The 21,625-nt window shown below is 69.0% G+C and carries 21 protein-coding genes; 8 read left to right on the top strand and 13 right to left on the bottom strand.

The features are described from left to right. Positions 1–126 precede the first annotated feature (126 nt). The 8 genes from HWX14_RS10675 to HWX14_RS10640 form a co-directional block, all read right to left on the bottom strand. Positions 127–1,065 (bottom strand): helix-turn-helix domain-containing protein, encoded by a 939-nt coding sequence (locus tag HWX14_RS10675; protein WP_175882688.1) that lies wholly within the window; start codon positions 1,063–1,065, stop codon positions 127–129. Between the two features lie 69 nt (positions 1,066–1,134). Further along, the gene (locus HWX14_RS10670) at positions 1,135–1,725 is read right to left on the bottom strand and encodes a DUF3156 family protein (protein ID WP_175882687.1); all 591 of its coding nucleotides are present in this window, start codon (positions 1,723–1,725) and stop codon (positions 1,135–1,137) included. Then, positions 1,722–3,224, bottom strand: a complete 1,503-nt coding sequence (locus tag HWX14_RS10665; protein ID WP_175882686.1) for an APC family permease — start codon at positions 3,222–3,224, stop codon at positions 1,722–1,724. The genes HWX14_RS10670 and HWX14_RS10665 overlap by 4 nt, the downstream gene beginning before the upstream one ends. Before the next feature lie 237 nt (positions 3,225–3,461). Further along, positions 3,462–4,802 (bottom strand): aspartate aminotransferase family protein, encoded by a 1,341-nt coding sequence (locus HWX14_RS10660; protein ID WP_175882685.1) that lies wholly within the window; start codon positions 4,800–4,802, stop codon positions 3,462–3,464. A gap of 53 nt (positions 4,803–4,855) precedes the next feature. After that, positions 4,856–6,358 (bottom strand): aldehyde dehydrogenase family protein, encoded by a 1,503-nt coding sequence (locus HWX14_RS10655; protein WP_175882684.1) that lies wholly within the window; start codon positions 6,356–6,358, stop codon positions 4,856–4,858. Between the two features lie 224 nt (positions 6,359–6,582). Continuing rightward, complete coding sequence (locus HWX14_RS10650) at positions 6,583–6,780, bottom strand: hypothetical protein (protein ID WP_175882683.1); 198 nt, start codon at positions 6,778–6,780, stop codon at positions 6,583–6,585. Between the two features lie 83 nt (positions 6,781–6,863). After that, the gene (locus HWX14_RS10645) at positions 6,864–7,595 is read right to left on the bottom strand and encodes a LuxR C-terminal-related transcriptional regulator (protein ID WP_175882682.1); all 732 of its coding nucleotides are present in this window, start codon (positions 7,593–7,595) and stop codon (positions 6,864–6,866) included. A gap of 174 nt (positions 7,596–7,769) precedes the next feature. After that, a complete protein-coding gene (locus HWX14_RS10640) occupies positions 7,770–8,648 on the bottom strand; it encodes a neutral zinc metallopeptidase (RefSeq protein WP_011547358.1) in 879 nt (292 codons plus the stop codon). Between the two features lie 431 nt (positions 8,649–9,079). On the opposite strand from HWX14_RS10640, the gene HWX14_RS10635 reads away from it, so the two are divergent. From HWX14_RS10635 to HWX14_RS10615, 5 genes are all read left to right on the top strand, one after another. Then, positions 9,080–9,871 (top strand): SDR family oxidoreductase, encoded by a 792-nt coding sequence (locus HWX14_RS10635; protein WP_175882681.1) that lies wholly within the window; start codon positions 9,080–9,082, stop codon positions 9,869–9,871. Between the two features lie 175 nt (positions 9,872–10,046). After that, positions 10,047–11,084: a LysR family transcriptional regulator gene (locus HWX14_RS10630; RefSeq protein WP_175882680.1), complete on the top strand. Its 1,038-nt coding sequence runs from the start codon at positions 10,047–10,049 to the stop codon at positions 11,082–11,084. Positions 11,085–11,183: 99 nt separating this feature from the next. Next, positions 11,184–11,876, top strand: coding sequence for a DUF4286 family protein (locus HWX14_RS10625; RefSeq protein WP_175882679.1), 693 nt, complete (start codon positions 11,184–11,186; stop codon positions 11,874–11,876). A gap of 69 nt (positions 11,877–11,945) precedes the next feature. After that, a complete protein-coding gene (locus HWX14_RS10620; RefSeq protein WP_175883551.1) occupies positions 11,946–13,265 on the top strand; it encodes an MFS transporter in 1,320 nt (439 codons plus the stop codon). A 49-nt stretch (positions 13,266–13,314) separates the two neighbouring features. Then, positions 13,315–14,016 carry a DUF2848 domain-containing protein gene (locus HWX14_RS10615; RefSeq protein ID WP_175882678.1) on the top strand — a complete coding sequence of 234 codons (702 nt, stop codon included), beginning with the start codon at positions 13,315–13,317 and terminating at the stop codon, positions 14,014–14,016. A 351-nt stretch (positions 14,017–14,367) separates the two neighbouring features. Here HWX14_RS10615 and HWX14_RS10610 read toward each other — a convergent pair whose 3' ends face one another. Next, entirely contained in the window at positions 14,368–15,345 is a 978-nt protein-coding gene (locus HWX14_RS10610) for an NAD-dependent epimerase/dehydratase family protein (protein WP_175882677.1), read from the bottom strand. A 99-nt stretch (positions 15,346–15,444) separates the two neighbouring features. Between HWX14_RS10610 and HWX14_RS10605 the strand changes: the two genes are divergently transcribed. Next, entirely contained in the window at positions 15,445–16,347 is a 903-nt protein-coding gene (locus HWX14_RS10605; RefSeq protein WP_175882676.1) for a LysR family transcriptional regulator, read from the top strand. A gap of 35 nt (positions 16,348–16,382) precedes the next feature. Here HWX14_RS10605 and HWX14_RS10600 read toward each other — a convergent pair whose 3' ends face one another. Together HWX14_RS10600 and HWX14_RS10595 are read right to left on the bottom strand one after the other, a co-directional pair. After that, on the bottom strand, positions 16,383–16,703 hold the full coding sequence (locus HWX14_RS10600; protein ID WP_175882675.1) for a hypothetical protein: 321 nt from the start codon (positions 16,701–16,703) through the stop codon (positions 16,383–16,385). 60 nt (positions 16,704–16,763) lie between these two features. After that, the gene (locus HWX14_RS10595; protein ID WP_126369091.1) at positions 16,764–17,636 is read right to left on the bottom strand and encodes a LysR family transcriptional regulator; all 873 of its coding nucleotides are present in this window, start codon (positions 17,634–17,636) and stop codon (positions 16,764–16,766) included. A gap of 147 nt (positions 17,637–17,783) precedes the next feature. On the opposite strand from HWX14_RS10595, the gene HWX14_RS10590 reads away from it, so the two are divergent. Continuing rightward, entirely contained in the window at positions 17,784–19,244 is a 1,461-nt protein-coding gene (locus tag HWX14_RS10590) for an MFS transporter (protein WP_175882674.1), read from the top strand. A gap of 93 nt (positions 19,245–19,337) precedes the next feature. Here HWX14_RS10590 and HWX14_RS10585 read toward each other — a convergent pair whose 3' ends face one another. Beyond that, complete coding sequence (locus HWX14_RS10585; RefSeq protein ID WP_175882673.1) at positions 19,338–19,535, bottom strand: oxidoreductase-like domain-containing protein; 198 nt, start codon at positions 19,533–19,535, stop codon at positions 19,338–19,340. Between the two features lie 160 nt (positions 19,536–19,695). Between HWX14_RS10585 and HWX14_RS10580 the strand changes: the two genes are divergently transcribed. After that, a complete protein-coding gene (locus HWX14_RS10580; protein WP_175882672.1) occupies positions 19,696–20,118 on the top strand; it encodes a RidA family protein in 423 nt (140 codons plus the stop codon). A gap of 78 nt (positions 20,119–20,196) precedes the next feature. Here HWX14_RS10580 and creD read toward each other — a convergent pair whose 3' ends face one another. Next, positions 20,197–21,585, bottom strand: coding sequence for a cell envelope integrity protein CreD (creD, locus tag HWX14_RS10575; RefSeq protein WP_175882671.1), 1,389 nt, complete (start codon positions 21,583–21,585; stop codon positions 20,197–20,199). Between the last annotated feature and the right edge of the window lie 40 nt (positions 21,586–21,625).

Raw genomic sequence — 21,625 nt, 5'->3', positions numbered from 1 at the left:
GTTGTCGATACGAGTGGCAGGACTTTATCCAGCGAAAATTCCGGACCTCTATCCCAAATCAGCAAACGGTGATGAGGACGGGCGATAGATGACGACGCTCGGCGGCACCGCCACGGCGGGAAGGCGTCATTCGGGACGCAAGGTTTGCGACGGCAGCTCGCCGAACAGGTCGCGATACTCGCGCGCGAAATAGCCGAGATGCGTGAAACCCCAGCTCGCGGCGGCCTCGCCCACGCCGAGCTGCTGCACCGGCGTCGTACGCAACAGGCGACGCACCGCGTTCAGCCGGATCGTGCGCAGGTAGCCGACCGGCGTGACGTCGGCCACGCGCTGAAAGCTCGTTTGCAGCGTGCGGCGGCTGCAGCGCAGCGCGCGGCACAGTTCGAGCACGGTGACGGGTTCCTCGGGCCGCTCGCGCAGATGCTTCTCGCAGCGGCTCACGATATCGCTGTAGGTCGCGTGCGTGATGTCGCGGCGCTCGACGCCGATACCGTGTTCCAGCGCATCGAGGAACATGCCGAGCATCGCGTCGCGAAACATCTTGCGGGTGGCCGCGTATTCGAGGCAACCCGGGTTGCGCTGCGCATCGTCGATCAGCGCCGACAGCCGCACGCCGAGCGCGACGCCCTGCGCATCGGACAGCCGCGTCACGTGCCGCAGCTTGCGCGCGGCGGCCGTGCCGAATTCGGCTTCGCACAGCTCGTCGACCATGTCGGACGCCGCGCTGATCCCGACGAGCCCCATCCCCTCCGGCGTGTGGAATTCGAAATCCTCGCCGGCGCGCAGCGCGAGCAGCGCATAGCCGTCGACGGGCTGCCCCTGGAACGTACCCGCGAGCGGCACGGACAGCGGCACCGCGAGCGACGTGCGCCCGATCGGCGCGAGCCCGGTTTGCGCGACACGCCGGTTGGTCGTCTCGCGGAAGAAGTGGAAATCGTCGTACAGCACCTGCGTGACGGTGCCCTTGAAGCGGCCCGGCGTCATCTGACGGTAGACCTGATGCCAGCCCGCGATCGCGAGCCCGTGATCGTGCACGTCTTCGTGTGAGCGTGACTGGAACAGCATCGGCGTCTCCGGTAAAACCCTGATTCCTGGATGCGGCCGCCGGGTTCGCGCGGCACGCATCGCCACAGCTTACCCTCGCAAAATCCCGTGTAGTGCGGTTTCGAACGCAAGACAGGCCGCCGACAGCGCGGCGGCCTGCTCGTCGATCAGCCTGACGTAACGGCGAAACGACGGCATCCGGTTCACGACCTCGCTGCCGCCGAACGGCACGATCGCGAGCGTCCAGCGGCCGTCGCGCGCGTCGATCGCGCAGTCGGTCAGGTGCAAGGGCCGCAGCGCGTCGGCCAGCGCCGGCTCGGCAAGCAGCGCGGCCAGCGTGTCGATGAATACAGGGTCGCATCCAGGCGGGGGCGCGGCATCGATGCCCGTGCAGCGCAGCCAGCCGGTCTGACGCACGCTCGCGCTGCCCTGCGCGGCCGGGCCGTCGGCGGCCGCCGTCACCGTCACGCTGACCGTATGCATCAGGAACTGGCGCTCGACGCGCTCGTCGACGCTCACGCGCACGCCGTTCGGCAGCCGCGCCTTGATGCCACCGACGCCACCGTCTGCATCGCGCACGGCCCGCAAATCGGCGAGCACGCGCGCGGCGATCGCGCCGGGCCGATGGCCGGGCGGCGGCGCATCGGGCGCCGCGCGCCACCGGGCGAGCACGGCCTTCACGATGCGACGTGCTCGTTGCGCAGCACATCCTCGACGGGCACCGGCCTGAACGGATGCCGGCGCTGCACGACGAGCGTCCAGAACAGCGCGTACAGCGCGGTCAGCCCCAGCATCGCGCCGAACGGCACGTAGATGTCGCGCGGGTTCATGCCGGGCGGCGTGATGTACCAGATCGCGAGCACGATGCCGACGCTCGACACGATCTGCGGCAGCGGGAACCACGGCGAACGGTACGGCCGCGGCAGGTCCGGCCGGCGGATGCGCAGCATCACGACCGACGCGGTGACGAGCAGGTACGCGGTGCCCCATGCGCACGTCGCGGCGAGCACGAGGTGCAGGATGCTGTCGAGATTGCCGTTGATCAGCCACGCGTGGAAGATCGGCACGATCGCCGACGCGACGATGCCGACCACCGGCGTCTTGAAGCGCGGATGCAGGTACGCGAAGCAGCGCGGCAGCGCGCCGTCGATCGCCATCCCGTACAGGATGCGCGGCAGCCCGGCCATCAGCGTGTTGATCGTCGCGGCGCCCGCGCACAGGAACGCGATGCCGAACCAGATCCGCCCGAACGGCCCGAGCACCTGCAGCGCGAACGCGGGAATCGCGCCCGGCGTGTCGAGCAGATGCGTGAGGCCGTCGGCGCTCACCGGCACGTTCGGAACCTGCCGACGGATCGCCGCGCCGTACAGGAACATGCAGATCGCGACGCCGACGAGGCCGAGCGCCATCGCGCGCGGGATCGTGCGGCCCGGCGCCTTCATTTCCGGCGCGAGCGGCGTGACGAACTCGCAGCCGACGAACATGAACATCGCCATCCCGACCAGCGACAGCACGGCCGGGATCGACGTGCCGACTGCCGAGCCGCCGAACCAGCCGTCGAGATGCACGGCCGGCGCGGCCGCGAGCCCGAGGATCCCGAAGATCATCAGCGACAGCCACATGCCGGCCGTCAGCACGATCTCGAGCTTGCTGAACACCTTGATGCCGATGATGTTGGTGATCGCGAACGTGACCACGAGGCCGACGCCGACGAGCCACGAACTGTTGTGCTTCTCGAACGCGGCGTTCAGCGATTCGAAGTTCACGAGCGCCATGATGCCGCTCAGGATCGTCTCCGCGGTGCCGGCGAACACGTGCACGAGGAAATACGCGGAAATCGTGCCGGTGATCGCCCAGAAGCGGCCGAGCCCGCACGACAGGTAATCGTAAACCGAGCCGGCCGTCGGCAGCATCGCGGCGGCTTCGGAGAACGTGGTGGCCTGCGCCTGCATCATCACGAACGCGATGATCATCGCGACCGCGAACGCCCAGCCGCCCATCCCGAAGCCCGACGTCGCGGTGAGGATCACCGGGCTCGCCATGATGAGCCCGACCGCGCTCGCCAGCGCGGTCGGGAACCCGACCGCACCGGCCTTCAATGCGGCGGCGCCGCCTGCTTCAGCCGGCGAGCCGGCGGGCGTATCGCCCGCGGCGCCGGTCATTCCCGACCATCCCGACATCGTTGTCTCCTTCGTGGGTTGGCCCGAACCGGCGCTTCGTCGGCGGCCGGGCCAGATGCTGTGCGGTCGGCCCCGGGCGGTGCTTCAGCGCGTCGATTCCCGGGGCCCCTCGTCGATCACGGCGTGATCCGATGTCGAAAAAATACGCAGGCAAAATAATCCGGTCATAGCGCAAATCGGCAAACCCGCGGTGGCGTTTACCCGCCGCCGCGGGTTGGCCGTCGTGCGGTCACGCCGTCATGCGAACGGCACGGCCTCGAAGCCGGCCGCGAGCGCGTCGACGATCCGGTCGAGCTGTTCGCGCTGGATCACGAGCGGCGGCGACAGGATGATCTTCGTGCCGACCGGGCGCACCAGCACGCCGTTCTCGCGCGCGACTTCCGCGACCGCGTTCGCATAGCCCGACAGCGGATCGATCGGCTCGCGCGTGCCCTTGTTCGCGACGAGATCGAGCGCGAGCATCAGCCCCTTGCCGCGCACCTCGCCGACCGCCGCGAAGCGTTCCGCGAACGGCTGCAGCGCTTCGAGCAGATACGCGCCCTGCTTCGCCGCGTTCGCCGGCAGGTCTTCCTTCACGACGATGTCGAGGCTCGCGATCGCGGCCGCGCATGCGACCGGGTGGCCCGCGTACGTGTAGCCGTGCATGATCGCGCCGCCGAAATCGGCATTCGCGGCGAACGCGTCCTCGATCCGCGCGTTCACGACCGTCGCGCCGAGCGGCACGTAGCCCGACGAAATCCCCTTCGCGAGACACATGATGTCCGGGCGCACGCCCCAGCCGCGGCTGCCGAACAGACTGCCGCTGCGGCCGAAGCCCGTCACGACTTCGTCGGCGATCAGCAGCACGCCGTAGCGGTCGCACACCTCGCGCACCAGCGGCCAGTAGTTGGCCGGCGGCACGATCACGCCGCCCGCGCCCTGGATCGGCTCCGCGATGAACGCGGCGACGGTGTCCGGGCTCTGGAACTGGATCTCGCGCTCCAGCAGTTCCGCGCAGATCCGGCCGAGTTCCTCCGGGTCCTGCGTGAACGGGTTGCGGTACAGCCACGGCGTCTCGACGTGGAAGCAGCCGGGCAGGTTCGGCTCGTAGTTGCGGCGGAACACCGTGTTGCCGTTCACCGACGCGCCGCCGAAATGCGTGCCGTGATACCCCTGCTTCAGCGAGATGAACTTCGTGCGATCGGCCTGGCCGCGCACCTTCCAGTACTGGCGCGCGATCTTCAGCGCGGTCTCGATCGAGTCCGACCCGCCCGAGCTGTACAGCACGCGGCGCATCCCTTCCGGTTCGAGCATGTCGATCACCTTCTTCGACAACTCCTCGGCGCGCGGATGCGAGATGCCGTCGAACAGCTGGAAGTATTCGAGCTCGTCGAGCTGCCGCACGATCGCGTCCTTCACTTCCTGGCGGTTGTGGCCGACGTTCACGTTCCACAGGCCCGCGACGCCGTCGACGAGCTTGCGCCCCTGTTCGTCGAACACGTAGCAGCCGTCGCCGCGCACGATGCGGATCGGCTTGCGCTGCTTCATTTCGTTCGGGTGCAGCATCGGATGCCAGAACTTCGCTTCGTTGTAGCTCATTGCAATCTCCAGTTTCGGATCGGTTTTTTGCGGTTTTGGGATTGGCCCGCGCGTCAATGCGCGATGCAGACGGATTTGGTTTCGGTGAAGCCTTCGATCGCGTATTGGCCGAATTCACGGCCGATGCCCGATTGCTTGTAGCCGCCGAACGGCATCGACGGATCGAGCGGGATATGGCAGTTCACCCACACGGTGCCGGCCTCGATCTGCGGCACGAGATTCATCACGCGTTTCAGGTCGTTGCTCCAGATACTCGCGGCGAGGCCGTACGGCGACGCGTTCGCGAGGCGCACCGCGTCGGCCGCGTCGTCGAACGGCACGACGACGATCACCGGGCCGAACACCTCGTCGTGGACGATCGCGCTGTCCGGGTGCGGATCGGCGATCACGGCGGGCTTCACGTAGTAGCCGGGCAGATCGTCGGCCGGCGTGCCGCCCGCGAGGAACGTGAGGCCCGCGCGACGCGCGCCTTCGATGTGCTGGACGACCTTGTCGCGATGGTGCGCGGATACCAGCGGATTGATCTGGGCGGTCGTGTCGAGGCCCGCGCCGAGCTTCATCGACTGCGCGACGCCCGCGAGGCCGTCGGCCAGTTGCGCGAACTTGCTGCGATGCACATAGATGCGCGACGCGGCCGCGCACACCTGCCCCTGGTTGAAGAACGCGCCGGCGGCGACGCCGTCGAGCGCCTGCGCGACGTCGATATCGTCGAGCATCACGATCGGGTTCTTGCCGCCGAGTTCGAGCGAGAAGCGCGTCATGTTCTGCACGGCCGCCGCGCCGACCAGCTTGCCGGTTGCGGTCGACCCGGTGAACGAGATCTTCGCGATCGACGGGTGGCTCGCGAGCGCCGCGCCGCAGACGCGCCCGCCCGTGACGACGTTGAACACGCCGGGCGGCACGCCGGCTTCGCGTGCGAGCTCGGCCAAGCGCAGCGCCGTGAGCGGCGTTTCCGGCGACGGCTTCAGCACGATCGTGCAGCCGGCCGCGAGCGCGGGAATCAGCTTCCACACCGCGATCATCAGCGGGAAATTCCACGGCACGATCGCGGCGACCACGCCGACCGGCTCCTTGCGCGTATAGGCCGTATAACGCGTGCCGGGCGGGAACGGGATCGACACGTCGAGCGTCTGGCCGGTGATCTTGGTCGCCCAGCCGGCCATGTAGCGCACGTATTCGACGCTCGCGCCGACTTCGACCGCGCGCGACACGTGGATCGACTTGCCCTGGTTCAGCGTTTCGAGCTGCGCGAGCGTTTCGGCGTCGGCTTCGATCAGGTCGGCGAGTTTCAGCAGGATGCGTTCGCGGTCGGCCGGCCGCAGCCCGCTCCAGACGCGTGCGTCGAACGCGTGTTTCGCGCTGGCGACGGCGCGGTCGACGTCGTGTTCATCTGCATCGGCGACGGTCGCGAGCCGCTCGCCCGTGGCGGGGTCGTATACGTCGAGCCGAGCAGCCGCGTGCGCGGGCTGCATGGCACCGTCGATGAAGAGGCCGAAGTCGCGCGCAACGAAGGTGCGTACGGTGTCGCTGACGGCGACGAAGTTCGTGTTGCTCATGGGCGTCTCGTTGATTGTCGTGGCTGGACCGCGTGCGGGTGAAGCACGCGGGCGTCGGACCACTGTATCGACGAGGAATCACGCCCGGTGAGCGCAAATTGGCAGCGCGTGGCGTGGCGGAAGGCGGCGGGTTCGAACCCGCGGGCCGGCCGGCGGGCGATGCGAATGATCGGCCGGTGGCTGCCGTGCTTTTGGCGTCGGACCGAAGCCCGGCCGTTGAATCGTCAGTTTCTGAAACCGTGCCCCATCGACGCGAGGAAGTCGTACGCCTGGTAGTCCAGCCAATAGACGCCGAGCGCAAGCGGGATCAGGAAGTACAGCGAGTCGTAAGTTCCGCTTCTGACGGTTCTGATGATGAAGATAGGCAGCGCAATGCTCAACGCAATGACCAACAGCGAAGCGGCAATGATCGCGACATCCATGTTCCCGGCCCTTTTCTTGATTGTTATCGAAACGACGATCGCGCATGGTACTGCACGATGTCGCGGGCCTGCTTGCACGACGATTACAGGAACAACGCCCCAACCAGCTCCGTGCGATTCGACACGCCGAGCTTGCGGTACATGCGCATCAGATGGGTCTTGATCGTCGGTTGCCCGAGCGCGAGATCGCGCGCGATCTCCTTGTTCGAACGGCCGTCGCGCACGAGCCGCGCGATCTGCTCCTCGCGGTAGGTCAGCCGTTCCTCGCAACCGATCCGGTGGATTCCGCGCCGCGCGCGCAGCAGCGGGCTCAGCGCGGCTTCGGCGACCGGCTGCAGCCGGGCCAGCGCGTCGATCTCGCCGGGCGCGAACCGTCCTGCGGCGCCGTTGCCGCTCGCGTCGCCCATGCCGAAGCGCAGCAGCGAGAACGCACCGACCGTGCGGCCCGCGTCGTCGCGCAGCCAGATCTCGACGACGTCGGCCACGTCGTGCCGCCGCAGAAAACGGGTCCAGTACGCGGACGCGGCGCGTCGTTCGTCAGGCAGTTGCGACGCGAGCGTGACGACCGCGCATTCGCCCGCCGCGCAGCGCGACGGATGCAGCGGATCGAGCATCCGGTAGCGCGCGACATAGGTGCGATGCATCGACTCCGGCATTCCGAACAGCTCGAAATCGGCAGGTTCGCCGCTCAGGTCGAGCCGGTAGAACACGATCGCGGACGGGCTCGCGAACGCGTCGAACGCGTCCACGCATGCGCGCAGCGCGCGTCGCCAGTCGGCGGGAGCGTGATCGGCGGGAACGGACAAGGTCGGCATGGGGAATCGGCTGGCGGATGGACGCATCGAATTTCGACGTCCGGGCCAGCCTACCGGCGCCGAAAAGCGTCGGTGAGCACAAATCGGCAAATCGTCCCGGTCCGGCCGGGTGGCCGGTAGCCGGTAGCCGGTAGCCGGGACGATACGGGCGCGCGAAGAGGTGCGCGCCCCGTTTCAGCGTGCGTTCGCGGCGAACGTGTCGCAGGCGCTCACCTCGCCCGACTCCATCCCGCGCCGCAGCCAGTACACGCGCTGCTCGCTGGTGCCGTGCGTGAAGCTTTCGGGCACCACGTAGCCCTGCCCTTGCTGCTGCAGCCGGTCGTCGCCGATCGCGGCAGCCGCCTTCAGCCCCTGCTCGAAATCGCCGGGCTCCATCAGCCGCTGGTTCGCGCGCTGCGCGTTGTTCGCCCACACGCCGGCGAAGCAGTCGGCCTGCAGCTCCATCCGCACCGACAGCGCATTCGCGCGCGCCTGGCTCGACCGCCGGCGCGCGGCGTCGACCTTGTCGGCGATGCCGAGCAGGTTCTGCACGTGGTGGCCGACTTCGTGCGCGATCACGTAGGCCTGCGCGAAATCGCCGCCCGCGCCGAAACGCTTGCGCAGTTCGTCGTAGAAGCCGAGGTCGATATACACGTTGCGGTCGCCCGGGCAGTAGAACGGCCCCATCGCGGTCTGGCCGGTGCCGCAGGCGGTCGGCGTCGAGTTCGTGAACATCACGAGCTTCGGCGGTTCGTACTGCGCGTGCAGTTGCGTGTTGAACACGCCCGTCCACGTGCGTTCGATATTGCCGAGCACCTTGCGCGTGAACACCGCGCCGGGATCGTTCGCCGGCGCGCCCTGGTGCTGGGTCGGCGCGGGCTGCGCCTGCTGTTGCCGGCCCTGCAGCGCCGACGCGCCTTCGAGCACGACGCGCGGGTCGATCCCGAAGAAATACGAGGCGGCCAGCGCGACCACGATCGTACCGATGCCGATCGTCGCGCGCCCACCGCCGAACCCGCCGCCGCCGCGTCGATCCTCGACGTTGGCGCTTTCTCTTTCGTCGTCCAGCCTCATTGCCGGCCCCTCCCTGTTCTTGTCGATGGTCCGGTCGCGCCAGCGCGCAACCGGGCGATACGCCGTGGCGACATAGGCCGTCGGCGGACGCGATAGCTGCGCATCGAACGCCCGCTCGCGCCTGCCGCGCCCTCGCTGGCCGCGCCTTTGCTGGCCGCGCCTTTGCTGGCCGCGCATTCGTACGACGGAATCAGCCGGCCGACGCGCCGCGCGTCATTGCGCCCGCCCGCGCTATTTTGCGGGGCTTTCGTGGTTTATCTCAAAAATGTGGAGGATAGAACGATTCGGCGGCGGACATCGTCAGCCTTTGCAAAATGGACCACGGCGGCCGCGCCCAGCCGTCCGGACGACCCCCATTCATCCTTTCGGCGGATACCGGCGCGGGCCGGCGCCGCCTAAAGTGGCCGGAACACCCCTTTCCGGAGAACGACATGACGCACCCGCCACCCCGCACGATCGCGATCACCGGCGCAGGCACCGGCATCGGCGCCGCGTGCGCGCGCCGCTTCGCCCGCCGCGGCGACCGCGTCGTGCTGATCGGTCGCCGCCAGGCGCCGCTCGACGCCCTGGCTGCCGAAACGGGTGGCCTCGCGCTCGCCGGCGACGCCGCCAGCACGGCCGACTGGGCCGGCTTCCTGCCGCGCATCGCCGAACGCTTCGGCCGCATAGACGCGCTCGTCGCATGCGCGGGCGGCCACGGCATCGGCCGCGCGGACGAAACCGACGACGCGCAATGGCGCGACGCGATGCACGCGAACCTCGATACCGCCTTCGTCAGCGCGCGTGCCTGCCTGCCCGACCTGATCGCGCAACGCGGCAATATCGTGCTGGTCGCGTCGATCGCGGCGCTCGCGGCGGGGCCCGGCGTATGCGGCTACACGGTCGGCAAGCACGCGCTGCTCGGGCTGGCGCGATCGCTCGCACGCGACTACGGCCCGCACGGCGTGCGCGCGAACGCCGTCTGCCCGGGCTGGGTCCGCACGCCGATGGCCGATGCGGAAATGGAGCCGCTGATGGCTGCGCACGGCGATTCGCTCGACGGTGCGTACGCCCGCGTCAGCGCCGACGTGCCGCTGCGGCGCGCGGCCGAGCCCGACGAGATCGCGGCCGTCTGCGCGTTCCTGGCGTCGCCGGACGCCTCGTTCGTGACCGGCGCGACGCTCGTCGCGGACGGCGGCGCAATGATCGTCGACGTCCCGACGCTCGCGTTCGACGGGCTTTGACGCAAACGGGCGCGCCGTCCGCGTGAGATGTCGAGCAGGTAGCGTGTCAGCACCAGGCTGCCCGTACCCGCCCACGACACGCACGGCGTCGCCTGGTCGTTTCCCGCCCCTGAAATCCGCTACCATCGACCGATCCCGCCGCCTGGCGCGGCACCGCCTCACCGTTCGGAACGCGATGAACATCCGGTTTCTGGAAACCTTCGTCTGGCTCGCGAAGCTGGAAAACTTCCGGCTCACGGCCGAGAAACTGCACACGACGCAGGCCGCCGTGTCGAGCCGCATCGCCTCGCTCGAGGAAGCATTCGACGTGCGCCTGTTCGATCGCAACACGCGCTCGGCCACGCTCACGCCCGCGGGCCGGCGCATGCTGGCCTACGCGGAGCGGATCGTGCGGCTCGACGGCGAAATGCGGCGCGACATCGACGCGGCGAGCGACGCGGGCCTGATCCGGATCGGCGTGATCGAATCGATCGTGCACAGCTGGTTCCCCGCGCTGATGGCGCAACTGCGCGAGCGCTATCCGCGCCTCGACGTCGAGATCACGAGCGACACGACGCTGCACCTGATTCGCCTGCTCAGCACCGACGACGTCGACCTGATCCTGCAGACCGACCCGGTGCCGGGCCCGGACTTCACGAACCTGCCGCTGGGCGAATTCCCGGTGCGCTGGGCCGCGAGCCCGCGCCTCGGGCTCGGCGGCCAGCCGCTCGACGTCGCGCGCCTGGCCGGGTTTCCGATCATCAGCTTCTCGCGCCACTCGGGGCCGCACGCGACGATCGAGCGGCTGTTCGCGGCCGTCGAACGGCCGGCCAGCATCAACTGCATCACGTCGGTCGCCGCGATGATCCGCCTCGTCGCCGACGGGCTCGGTGTGGCCGCGCTACCGCCTGCGATCATCGGGCGCGAACTGCACGAAGGCACGCTCGAACTGCTCGACGTCGAGCCCGAATTCCCGGCGCTGCCGCTCGTCGCGACATTCCGCAGCCAGGGGCTGCCGGTCGCCGCGCGTATCGCGGAACTCGCGAGCGAAGTCGCGCGTGCGACGGCGGCTGCCGCGAACCTCGCGAAGCCGGACGCCCCCGATCGCGTCGACGCGACGCCCACGCGCAAGCCGGCCGGGACAAAGACGAACGCGCCCGCGAAAACGACGCGCACGCCGAAAGCCGCATCGCCTGCCGCCTCCGCTGCGAAACGCCGCCCGCGCCGCTCATAAGAAAACCTGTTCACCGCGAATTTGTTTTCTTGTTGGACGGGCGCGGGCCGTCTTCGGGACACTGCGGTTCCTGACCCACCCGTCACGAGGAACCCCGCAATGACCCGCCTTTCCCTTCCGCACGGCCAGCTTTGCGTCTGGACGGATATCGACCCCGCGCACGAAGCCGATTTCAACGCGTGGTACGACCGCGAGCACATGCAGGAGCGTGTCGCGATTCCCGGCTTCACGCATGCGCGGCGTTTTCGCGCGACCGACGGCGGCCCGCGCCAATACCTCGCGCTGTACGTGACGGACACGCTCGACGTGTTCCGCGGCGACGCGTACCGGCGTGCGTTCACGCAGCAGACCGCGTGGTCGCTCGCGAACTTCGAGCGCATGACGGGCACGCAGCGGCGCGTCGGCGAACTGACGATCGAGGCCGGCGACGGCGAAGGCGCGCATCTCGCGCTGTTCGTGCTGCCCCCGGATCGCATCGACGTGCCGCAACTGCGCGCGCGCTTCGACGCTGCGCTGCAAGAACCGGGCATCCACGCCGCGCGGCTCTTCCGCACGTCACCGGACCTGTCCGCACCGATCGGCGCATCGGCGGCCTCCCAACCGGCCGCCGATGCGCTGGTGCTGATCGAAGGCAGCGACGCAGCGGCCACGCGCCGCGTAGCCGCCGCGCTCGCCGGACACGACGACGTGCGCACCTTCGCCCTGCTGTGGCGCGCCGCGGCGCCGCTGCCTGCCCAGCGCCACGACACCGAAACCGAACCGGCCACCACCGCCGCCGCGCTGCCTGCCTGAACGCCCGACGTCAACGTCAACGCCAACGCCAACGCCGGCCCCGAGCTTCATCCCGTCACCCGTCACGACCTGCCCGCTACCATGAGCACTCTCGCCCAGCCCGCCGCCCACACGCCCCGCCGCGTCCGCAACAGCCGACTCGCGACCGCGAGCATGATCGGCACGTCGCTCGAGTGGTACGACTTCACGATCTACAACACGCTCGCCGCGCTCGTTTTCAACCATCTGTTCTTCCCGTCGGTCGATCCGCTGGCCGGCACGATCCTCGCGTTCTCGACCTATGCGGTCGGCTATGTGTCGCGCCCGCTCGGCGGCTTCGTGTTCGGCAATCTCGGCGACCGCATCGGCCGTCGCGCGGTGCTGATGCTCACGCTCGTGCTGATGGGCGTGACGACCGCGCTGATGGGCGCGCTGCCGACCTATGCGCAGGCCGGCATCCTGAGCCCGATCCTGCTCGTCGCGCTGCGCTTCGTGCAGGGTGTCGCGCTCGGCGGCGAATGGGCCGGCGCGGTGCTGCTGTCGGTCGAGCACGGCGACCAGAAACGGCGCGGGCTGTCCGCGTCGTGGACGCAGATCGGCCCGTCGTTCGGCACGCTGCTCGGCACCGGCTGCATCGCGCTCGTCACGCTGTCGACCACGTCCGACACCTTCCTGTCGTGGGGCTGGCGCGTGCCGTTCGCGGCCAGCGCGCTGCTCGTCGCGTTCGGCTTCTGGGTGCGGCGCGGCGTCGACGAAACGCCGCAGTTCGAGCAGCTCGCCGAATCGCACGCGACCGCCGAAGTGCCGGTCGCCGACGTGCTGAAGTACCACTGGAAGCGCCTGCTGATCGCGGGCGGCTCGCGAATCGGCTCGGACGTGCTGTATGCGCTGATCGTCGTGTTCACGCTGACCTACGTGACCACGGTGCTGCACCTGTCGCGCCCCGTCGCGCTGACGGCCGTGATGATCGGCACGGCCTGCAACGCGCTCGCGGTGCCGTTCTTCGGCGCGTTGTCGGACCGTTTCGGCCGTCGGCCGGTGTATCTCGCCGGCGCGCTCGCCGGCATCGTGTGGGCATTCGTGTTTTTCACGCTGCTCGATTCCGCTCGCCCCGTGGCGATCGTCGCGGCCGTCGCGATCGGCCTCGTGATCCATGCGGTGATGTACGGCCCGCAGGGCGCGTTCGTGACCGAACAGTTCCCGACGCGCGTGCGCTATGCGGGCTCGTCGCTCGCGTACACGCTCGCCGGCATCGTCGGCGGCGGCTTCGCGCCGCTCGTGATCGCCGCGCTGTTCCGGCAGACGGGCACGACGACGGCCGTGTCGCTGTACGTCACCGCCGCGCTCGTCGTCACGTCGATCGCACTGGTCGCCGCGCGCGAGACCGCACACCGGCCGCTCGAGGACTGAGCGTCGCCGCCAGCCGAATCATTCCTTCGCACTTCAAACGGATAGCCGCATGCCAACCCTGTCGTTCAACGTGATTTCCCTGCAACGCACACCGGCCGCCGTCGACGTCGACATCGAACGCGTCGTGATCGCCGGCTGGGCCGGCCGCGACCCGGCCGCGATCCAGGCACACATCGACGAACTCGCGGCGCTCGGCGTCGCGCCGCCGTCGACCACGCCGTGCTTCTATCGCGTGTCGGCCGCGCTGCTCACGCAGGCGCCGTCGATCGGCGTGCTCGGCGCGCGCTCGGGCGGCGAGATCGAATGTGTGCTGATCGACAGCCCGGCCGGCACGCTGGTCACGGTCGGCTCCGATCACACGGATCGTGAAGTCGAAGCGTACGGCGTCGCCGTGTCGAAGCAGGTATGCGCGAAACCGCTCGGCCGCGACGCGTGGCGCCATGCGGATGTTGTCGATCACTGGGATGCGCTCGAGATGCGTTCGTGGCTGATTACGCGCGACGGCGAGCGGACGGCGTACCAGCACGGCGCGGTCAGCGGCCTGCTCGCGCCCGACGTGCTGTGGCAGCGGTTCGACGACCGCCGCACGATGCCCGCGCGCTGCGCGATGTATGGCGGGACCGTCGCCGTGCACGGCGCAATTGCCGCGATGGGCGACGGCGATGCATTCGAGATGGAACTGCACGATCCGGTGCTCAGCCGCAGTCTCACGCATCGCTATGCAGTCGAGGTGTTGCCGGTCGTGGCCTGACGGCGAGCGGAAAACCGTACGGGACGCGGGCACGACGGCTTTCAGTCGTCGCGCCTGTTCCTACCGGTACGGCTCGAAGCAGTGGTAGTCCGGGAAGTTGAACTGCGAGTTGCCGCAGTACAGCACACCTGCCAGGTTGGTACACCCGCTCAAAGTGAACATGATTGCCCCCGCAACCAACGCTTTCCAGCCGAAACCCAACATCTCGCCCCCGTTTTCACCTTATCGGTGTTGACCGACATGATGCGCATCGGACGCACGCGGGTATGTGGAGAATTGTGACCCCGGGCTTCTTCGGTTCGCCGTGACGCGTTTCCGTGCCCGGGCGAAGCCTGTGCTACCCGCCGTCGCTCACCCGAGACACCCGAGCCCCGCCAGCGTCGCCTCCACCGCCGTATCGAGCGGCGTCACCGGTTCGCGGCCGAGCACCGCGGTCACGTGCGCGTTGTCCATCCGGATCGGTTCGCGCCACAGGTAACGCATCTCGAGCAATTCGCGCAGCGTCGTCACGAACGGCGCGGCCACCCACACGAGCCACCACGGGAAATCGCGCAGCGTCGGGCGCATGCCGTGCCGCTTCGCGACGCGTTGCACGGCCAGCGCCATCTGCATGCCGTCTTCATCCCAATGCCCGCCCAGATGAAAACGCGCGAACGGCTCCAGCGTCTCGCGCCGCTCGATCAGCTCGACCATCGTGCGCGCCACGTCCGGCACATACGACCATTGATGACCGACGCCGCGGCTCGGCACGCTGATGGCCGAAACGGGCCGCCCCGGCTTGATCAGCCCCTGCGAGAACCAGCTGTTGCCGAGCTGCGGCCCGAAGAAATCGCCGGCGCGCACGACGATCGCCCGCACGCCCTGCACGCTGGCGTCCTGCAGCCGCCGCTCCAGTTCGACGCGGATCGCGCCCTTGCGGGTCGCCGGATGCTGCGGCGCGTCTTCCCGCAGCACCGGAAACGCATCGGCGCCGAAGTTGTAGACCGTGCCCGGCAGCACGACGGTCGCCTGCGCGGCCCGGGCCGCCGCGATCGTGTTGTCGATCATCGGCAGCACCTGCGTGGCCCAGTTCCGGTATCCGGGCGGGTTCACCGCATGCACGATCACGCTGCAGCCGCGGGCGGCGCGCACGACAGCATCACGATCCAGCGCGTCGCCGCGCACCCATGCGATGCCGTCGCGCTCCACGACCTCGGCGTCGAGCCCGCGCTTGAGCGCACGCACCTGCCAGCCCGCATCGCGCAACTGCCGCGCGACTTCCCCGCCGATCCCGCCGCTCGCGCCGAGCACGAGTGCCTGCCGTTGCGTTCCGCTTGCATCCGTCGTCATTGCCCATCTCCCTGTACCGAACCATCGTGACACGCATTCTGGCCCACCGACCGCTACCAAGGAATTGCCTAACATGATGGATCAGCTATACATTTATGCATGACCACCGATCTGAACTGGGAACGCTATCGCACCTTCCTCGCGGTGCTGACGGAAGGCTCGCTGTCCGCCGCGGCACGCGCGCTCGGCATCACGCAGCCGACGGCCGGCCGCCATGTCGCGGCGCTCGAAGCCGCGTTCGGCCAGACGCTGTTCACGCGCTCACCTTCGGGCCTGCTGCCGACCGAGGCGGCGCTCGCGCTGCGCGGCCATGCGGAGGCGCTGCGCAGCGCGGCGGCCGCGTTCGAGCGCGCGGCAGCCAGCCACGGCGCCGGCGTGCGCGGCATCGTGCGGATCTCGGCCAGCGACGTGATCGCCGTCGAGGTGTTGCCGCCGATGCTCGCGCAGCTACGGCGCGACCATCCGGGGCTCGTGATCGAACTCGTGCCGACCGACCGCATCCAGGACGTGTTGAAGCGCGAGGCCGACATCGCGGTCCGGATGGCGCCGCCCACGCAGGACGCACTCGTCGCGCGGCGCGTCGGCGAAATCGAGGTCGGGCTGTATGCGCGCGACGATTACCTCGCTCACCACGGCGCGCCCGCGACGAGCGATGCGCTCGCGCATCACGCGCTGATCGGCTTCGATACGGTCACGCCGTTCATCCGCTCGGCGGCGCGCGGGATGCCGCTGTGGAAGCGCGATGCGTTCGCGCTGCGCACCGACAGCAATCTCGCGCAGCTCGCGATGATCCGCGCCGGCTACGGGATCGGCTTCTGCCAGACGGCGCTCGCGAAACGCGACGCGCGGCTCGTGCGCGTGCTGCCGGACTTCCCCGCGATGCGGCTGGAAACCTGGGTCGTGATGCACGAGGATCTGCGGACGAGCCCGCGCTGCCGGGCCGTGTTCGACGCGCTGGCCAACGGGTTGCGGGCGTACGCGGACGGCGAAGTCACCGAGTAGAAAGAAAGCGGCGCACGTGAATCGCGCGGACCGCGTTATTCGTAGATCTTCCCGGCGAACAGGATGTCCGCGATGCGCCGCCATGGATTATCGGGCACGTCGTAGAAGCGCAACCCGTCTTCCGACGCCTCGGCCCAGTCGATCATCGCTTCCAGATACTCGCCAATCGACCGGTTTTCCCAGCCGAGCGCCGCATGGGCATATGGCGACAGCGGCGCGTCGGCCTCGAGCTGCCGCTCCGTGTGCCAGTCATGGCCGAGCACGCGCAGGAAGTGAATCAGCGAACGCTCGTCGACCACACGCTCCAGCGCGTGCTGCAGCTTCGCGGCCATCTGGTTCTTCAGTTCGTCGTTCATGCCTGGAGCCCCTTGGCGCGCCTCTCGATGACGCGCCGCCGCGTGTCGCGCGGCATGGTTTTACATCAGCAGTTGACGGGACAGCACCTCGCGCGCCTGCGTGACGGTCTCGCGTTCGCCGGGCAGCGGCGGCGTCAGCGAAAACACCGCGTCGGGCAGCGGCGGCAGCCGGTGTTTCGTGCCGAGCCGCATCAGGCCGTCGCCGATCGCCGACGCGCACAGGCAGCCGACCCCGAGCCCCGCCGCGAGCATCGACTGCAACCCCGCGACGCCCGACGCGCTGTGCACGAGCACGTACGGCGTGTGTTGCTCGTCGAGCGAGCGCACCGCGACCTGATGCATCATGCAGTCGTCCGGCAGCAGCACGAGCGGCAGCGGCTCGGGCAACTGCTCGGCGAGCGCGGGCGACGCGACCCACGACAGCGGTTCGCGCCGCAGCACCCAGCGCGTGTCGGCCGACACCGGCCGGAACGGCCCGCTCGACATGTTCATCACGACGCCGAGATCGATCTGCCCGCGCGCGTGCGCCGCTTCGATCTCCGCGCTCTTCATCGCGCTCACGTGCAGGCTCAACTGCGGGTAGCACTCCCGCAGCCGCGCCAGCATGCCCGCCACTTCGTTCGTGCGGTAGTAGTCGGTGATCGCGACGCGCAGCTCGCCCTTGATCGCCTGCCCGCGCAGCTCGTCGAACGCGGCCTCGTTCAGCGCGACGATGCGCCGCGCGTGCTGCAGCAGCCGCGAGCCGGCCGGCGTCGGCTCGACGCCGCGCTTGCTGCGCACGAACAGCGGCACGCCGGCGCGCGATTCGAGCTTGCGCACCTGCTCGCTGACCGTCGACTGCGACAGGTGCAGCAGCGGCGCGGCGGCCGTCAGGCTGCCGGCATCCGCGACCGCCGCGAAAGTCCGCAACTGGTCCAGGTCGAAACCGCGCATGGTCACTCCTTATCCATCGAATAACCCGATGGATGCTACCACTCTTTCCAGCTTTTCCGAACCATGGGCGATGCCCAGAATAAGGGGTCAACGGCCTGCTTGCGTCGATCGCCTATCGGGCCCTCATTCTTTGGATCGACTTTCATCATGACGAACAACACCCTCGCCCCCTGCGCGCCGGCCTGCGCGGCCGCCGCGGCGACGCCGCGCAGCCATCACGGCTGGGCGCTCGTGGTCCTGCTGGTCGGCGCCATTCTGCCGCCGCTCGACTACTTCATCGTGAATCTCGCGCTCCCGGCCATTCGCGACGGCATCGGCGCGCGCCAGGCCGAGTTGCAGCTCGTCGTGTCGGCCTATGCGTGCGCGAACGCGGTCGTCCAGATCACCGGCGGGCGGCTCGGCGACCTGTACGGACGCAGGCGCATGTTCATGGTCGGCATGGCCGGCTTCGTGCTCGCGTCGACGCTGTGCGGGCTCGCCGACAACGGCACGGTGCTCGTCGGCGGCCGCGTGCTGCAGGGCCTGTTCGCGGCGATCCTCGCACCGCAGGTGCTCGCGACGATCCGCAGCGTGTTCAGCCCGCAGGAACAGGTGCGCGTGATGGGTTTCTACGGGTTTGCGTTCGGCCTCGCGGCCGTGATCGGCCAGCTCGGCGGCGGCGCGCTGATCAGCCTGCATCCGTTCGGGCTCGGCTGGCGCGCGATCTTCCTCGTCAATCTGCCGATCGGCATCCTGGCGCTGATCGGCAGCTGGCGCTTCATCCCGGAAAACCGCGCGCCGCGCGGCCAGCGCATCGACGTGCCGGGCACCGTGCTGATGTCGCTGTTCCTGCTGATGCTCGTGTATCCGCTCACGCACGGTCGCGAAGCCGGCTGGCCGCTGTGGATGATCGCGTGCGGAATCGGCGCGCTGCCGATGCTCGGCGCGCTGCTGACGGTCGAGGCGCGCCGGCTCGCGCGCGGCCACGATCCGCTGCTCGACGTGCGGCTGTTCCGCAACCCGATCGTCGCGCTCGGGCTCCTGCTCGCGTTCCTGTTCTACACGCTGAGCGCGTTCTTCCTGAGTTACGGGATCTATCTGCAGGGCTGCCTGAACTGGTCGCCGCTCGCGTCCGGCTTCGCGATCCTGCCGCTCGGGCTCGGCTTCCTCGCGAGCCCGCTGCTGACGACGCGCCTCGTCGCGCGGTTCGGCGGGTATCGCGTGCTCACGCTCGGCTTCGCGATACTCGCGACCGGCGTCGCGATCGCCGCCGCGCTCGCCCGCGACGGCGCGCCGGGGCCCGGCTTCTATGCGGGCATCGCGGCGATCGGCATCGGGCAAGGGCTCGTGCTGCCGTCGGTCGTGCGGATCGTGCTCGCGGAAGTCGATACGGCTCGCGCGGGGGTCGCGTCGGGGATGGTCAGCGCGATGCTGCAGATCGGCGCGGCGGTCGGCGCCGCGACGATCGGCGGCGTGTTCTTCGCGCGGCTCGGCGTGCATCCGGCCGCGCTCGATTACGTGCAGGGGTTCAGGGCGTCGATGTTCACGCTGACGACCGTGTTGGTGGGCTGCGTCGCGCTGTCGATGGCGCTCGGGCCGCTGCATCGGCGGCTGCATGCGGATGCGTGACGCCTGACGCGCGACGGTGCCGGCACCGTCAGTCCAGGCCCGGAAACGGGCATGGCGCATGCGCGGCGTGGCGGCTCGCCGGCCTCCCTCGGTTCATCGGTGGGGCTCGCGCTGTGCCTGCCGCGCCTCCCATTCGGCCAGTTCGACGCGATAGCGCGCGAGCGCTTCGTCGTACAGGTCGAAGACGCACGGCGAGCAACCGCTGTTGCAGCAGTCTTCCAGTTCGGGTTGGACAGGCGGGGTCGGACGGGGATCGTCGACGGACGGATCTCCGGAAGCTTGGTTCGGCACGGCGTGGTCCGGTAATGTGGAGTGGTCAGTATAGGGCGATCCGGGCCGCCGCCGCTTTCGGCAGGTCGGGCCGGTCGACGATCAACGCGTCCATCATGGCGCGATCGCCGAATGCAGCAATCCGCTGTGTTCGGCCATTTCGACCCACAGGAGCTGCGCGATGGCCGAAGCCGTGAATCCACCGGAAGTCTGGGCGCCGTTCGGCGCGTTCTCGATGGCCGTGATCCAGGGCGACGGCCGGATCGTGCATCTGAAGGGCCAGGTCGCGCTCGACCGCGACGGCCAGGTCGTCGGCGCCGGGGACATGCGCGCCCAGGTTCGGCAAACGCTCGACAACATCCGAGACGTGCTGGCCGCACTGGGCGGGCAGATGCGCGACGTGATCTCGCTCGTCCATTACGCCACCGACATCGACGCATTCACGCAGGCCGGCGATATCCGCAAGACGTACTTCGCGGAACCTTATCCGGTGACGACGACCGTTCAGGTCGAGCGGCTCTACCGTCCCGACCTGCTGATCGAGATCGCGGCCATCGCCGAGATTCCGCTGGCGCGGTTTCGTCGTCCTGAGATGGCCTCGTGAAAGGCATCGGGCCCGCATGAAAGCGCGCGTCGGCCGCTGTATTCCCGCCCGGCGCGCGCTTGTTCGCCACCCGCTCGCTTACTTCGCCGGCGCGCCCGGCTTCACGGCCGCCGGCTTGTCGGCGAGCGGCTGCCACGCGGCGCCGAGCGAATACCAGTCGACGCGGCGCGTGAGCGTCATGATGCCGGCGAGGATCGCGAACAGCAGCAGCGAACCGAGCATCAGCGCGTTGTCTTCCGACAGCAGCAGCCCGTAGAGCGCCGCGTACAGCATCGCCAGCAGCACCGTGAAGGTCGCGCCGCGCTTCACGCTGTGCAGCACGAACGACAGGTAGAAGCCGAGCAGCCCGATGCATGCGCCGCTCGCCGCGAGATACGCATAGCCGAACGCAATATGCTCGGACAGGCTCAGCAACAGCAGGAAGAACAGCGCGAGCGACAGGCCGACCAGCGTGTACTGGATCGGGTGAATGCGCAGCCGCTTCACGAGCTCGTACATGAAGAAGCTCGCGAACGTGAGCATCACGAACAGCGCGCCGTATTTCGTCGCGCGCTCGGCCTGCAGATAGACGTTCACGGGTTCGATCACCGACACCGACGCCATCTCGATCTCGCCCCCGCCGTTGCCGGACGCCACTTGCTCGCGCGCCTTCGTGTTGAACGACGTCACGTGCCAGTTGCTGACGAAGCCGCGCGCATCGACCGTGCGCTCGGCCGGCAGGAACTCGCCGCCGAAGCTCGGATGCGGCCACGTCGATTTCAGCGAGAAGTCGTTCTGGTCGCCCACCGGCGCGAACGCGACCGATTCCGCGCCCGCGAGCGGCAGGCCGATGCTGAACGGCACGACCGCCGCCCCTGCGTTTGCGTCCGCCAGCGCCGCCAGATCGACGTTCGCATGCACGCCCTGGCGCAGGCTGTCGAGCCGCGTGCCCTGCTCCACGTCGAGCCGCTTGCCGCCGATGCGCAGGTCGGGCTGCGCCTTCAGCCCGCGAAGGTCGCCGATGCCGAGCGCGACGTACGCGCCGTCGATCTTGAAGCTCACGTGGCCGTCGGCCTGCGGCAGCTTCTTCAGGTCCGGCAGCGGCAGCGTGCCCGTCATCCGGCTGTCGAGCCCGTACACGAGCGCCTTGTGGATGCCGCGATAGCGCACGCTGACCGACAGCGTGCCGTCGACGTTCAGCGTCTTCGGGAACACGAGCAGCCGTTTCGTCTCGCTTTTCAGGCTGGTTTTCGCCTTGCCGCCGGCGCGCACGTCCTCGCTCACGCGCGTGACTTCCGTGTAACGGACGACGAGCACCGGCCCCGTCACCGTCTGCGGCCCCGCATAGCTCGCCCAGATGCTCTGCAGCGCGCTCTGCCGATAGTCGGCACGTTCCCGCACGATGCTCTGGACCATCTGCAGCGGGATCAGGATCGCCAGCGCGAGAAACGCGGTGATCATGGACTTGAACAACAGGACTCGATTCATTGCTGGCAGGTACCGGAGTGGAAGGTACGGTCAGCATGAG

The organism is Burkholderia sp. BCC0044 (assembly GCF_902832955.1).
Taxonomy (GTDB): Bacteria; Pseudomonadota; Gammaproteobacteria; order Burkholderiales; family Burkholderiaceae; genus Burkholderia.
Note: the sequence above shows the minus strand (reverse complement) of the source record. Positions and strands in the feature narration are given on the sequence as shown.

What these genes read in the sequence shown, in the direction of transcription:
- HWX14_RS10675 (WP_175882688.1), bottom strand. Translation starts at nt 1,065, where the DNA reads ATGCTGTTCCAGTCACGCTCACACGAAGACGTGCACGATCACGGGCTC.
- HWX14_RS10665 (WP_175882686.1), bottom strand. Translation starts at nt 3,224, where the DNA reads ATGTCGGGATGGTCGGGAATGACCGGCGCCGCGGGCGATACGCCCGCC.
- HWX14_RS10660 (WP_175882685.1), bottom strand. Translation starts at nt 4,802, where the DNA reads ATGAGCTACAACGAAGCGAAGTTCTGGCATCCGATGCTGCACCCGAAC.
- HWX14_RS10655 (WP_175882684.1), bottom strand. Translation starts at nt 6,358, where the DNA reads ATGAGCAACACGAACTTCGTCGCCGTCAGCGACACCGTACGCACCTTC.
- HWX14_RS10650 (WP_175882683.1), bottom strand. Translation starts at nt 6,780, where the DNA reads ATGGATGTCGCGATCATTGCCGCTTCGCTGTTGGTCATTGCGTTGAGC.
- HWX14_RS10645 (WP_175882682.1), bottom strand. Translation starts at nt 7,595, where the DNA reads ATGCCGACCTTGTCCGTTCCCGCCGATCACGCTCCCGCCGACTGGCGA.
- HWX14_RS10640 (WP_011547358.1), bottom strand. Translation starts at nt 8,648, where the DNA reads ATGAGGCTGGACGACGAAAGAGAAAGCGCCAACGTCGAGGATCGACGC.
- HWX14_RS10635 (WP_175882681.1), top strand. Translation starts at nt 9,080, where the DNA reads ATGACGCACCCGCCACCCCGCACGATCGCGATCACCGGCGCAGGCACC.
- HWX14_RS10630 (WP_175882680.1), top strand. Translation starts at nt 10,047, where the DNA reads ATGAACATCCGGTTTCTGGAAACCTTCGTCTGGCTCGCGAAGCTGGAA.
- HWX14_RS10625 (WP_175882679.1), top strand. Translation starts at nt 11,184, where the DNA reads ATGACCCGCCTTTCCCTTCCGCACGGCCAGCTTTGCGTCTGGACGGAT.
- HWX14_RS10615 (WP_175882678.1), top strand. Translation starts at nt 13,315, where the DNA reads ATGCCAACCCTGTCGTTCAACGTGATTTCCCTGCAACGCACACCGGCC.
- HWX14_RS10610 (WP_175882677.1), bottom strand. Translation starts at nt 15,345, where the DNA reads ATGACGACGGATGCAAGCGGAACGCAACGGCAGGCACTCGTGCTCGGC.
- HWX14_RS10605 (WP_175882676.1), top strand. Translation starts at nt 15,445, where the DNA reads ATGACCACCGATCTGAACTGGGAACGCTATCGCACCTTCCTCGCGGTG.
- HWX14_RS10600 (WP_175882675.1), bottom strand. Translation starts at nt 16,703, where the DNA reads ATGAACGACGAACTGAAGAACCAGATGGCCGCGAAGCTGCAGCACGCG.
- HWX14_RS10595 (WP_126369091.1), bottom strand. Translation starts at nt 17,636, where the DNA reads ATGCGCGGTTTCGACCTGGACCAGTTGCGGACTTTCGCGGCGGTCGCG.
- HWX14_RS10590 (WP_175882674.1), top strand. Translation starts at nt 17,784, where the DNA reads ATGACGAACAACACCCTCGCCCCCTGCGCGCCGGCCTGCGCGGCCGCC.
- HWX14_RS10580 (WP_175882672.1), top strand. Translation starts at nt 19,696, where the DNA reads ATGGCCGAAGCCGTGAATCCACCGGAAGTCTGGGCGCCGTTCGGCGCG.
- creD (WP_175882671.1), bottom strand. Translation starts at nt 21,585, where the DNA reads ATGAATCGAGTCCTGTTGTTCAAGTCCATGATCACCGCGTTTCTCGCG.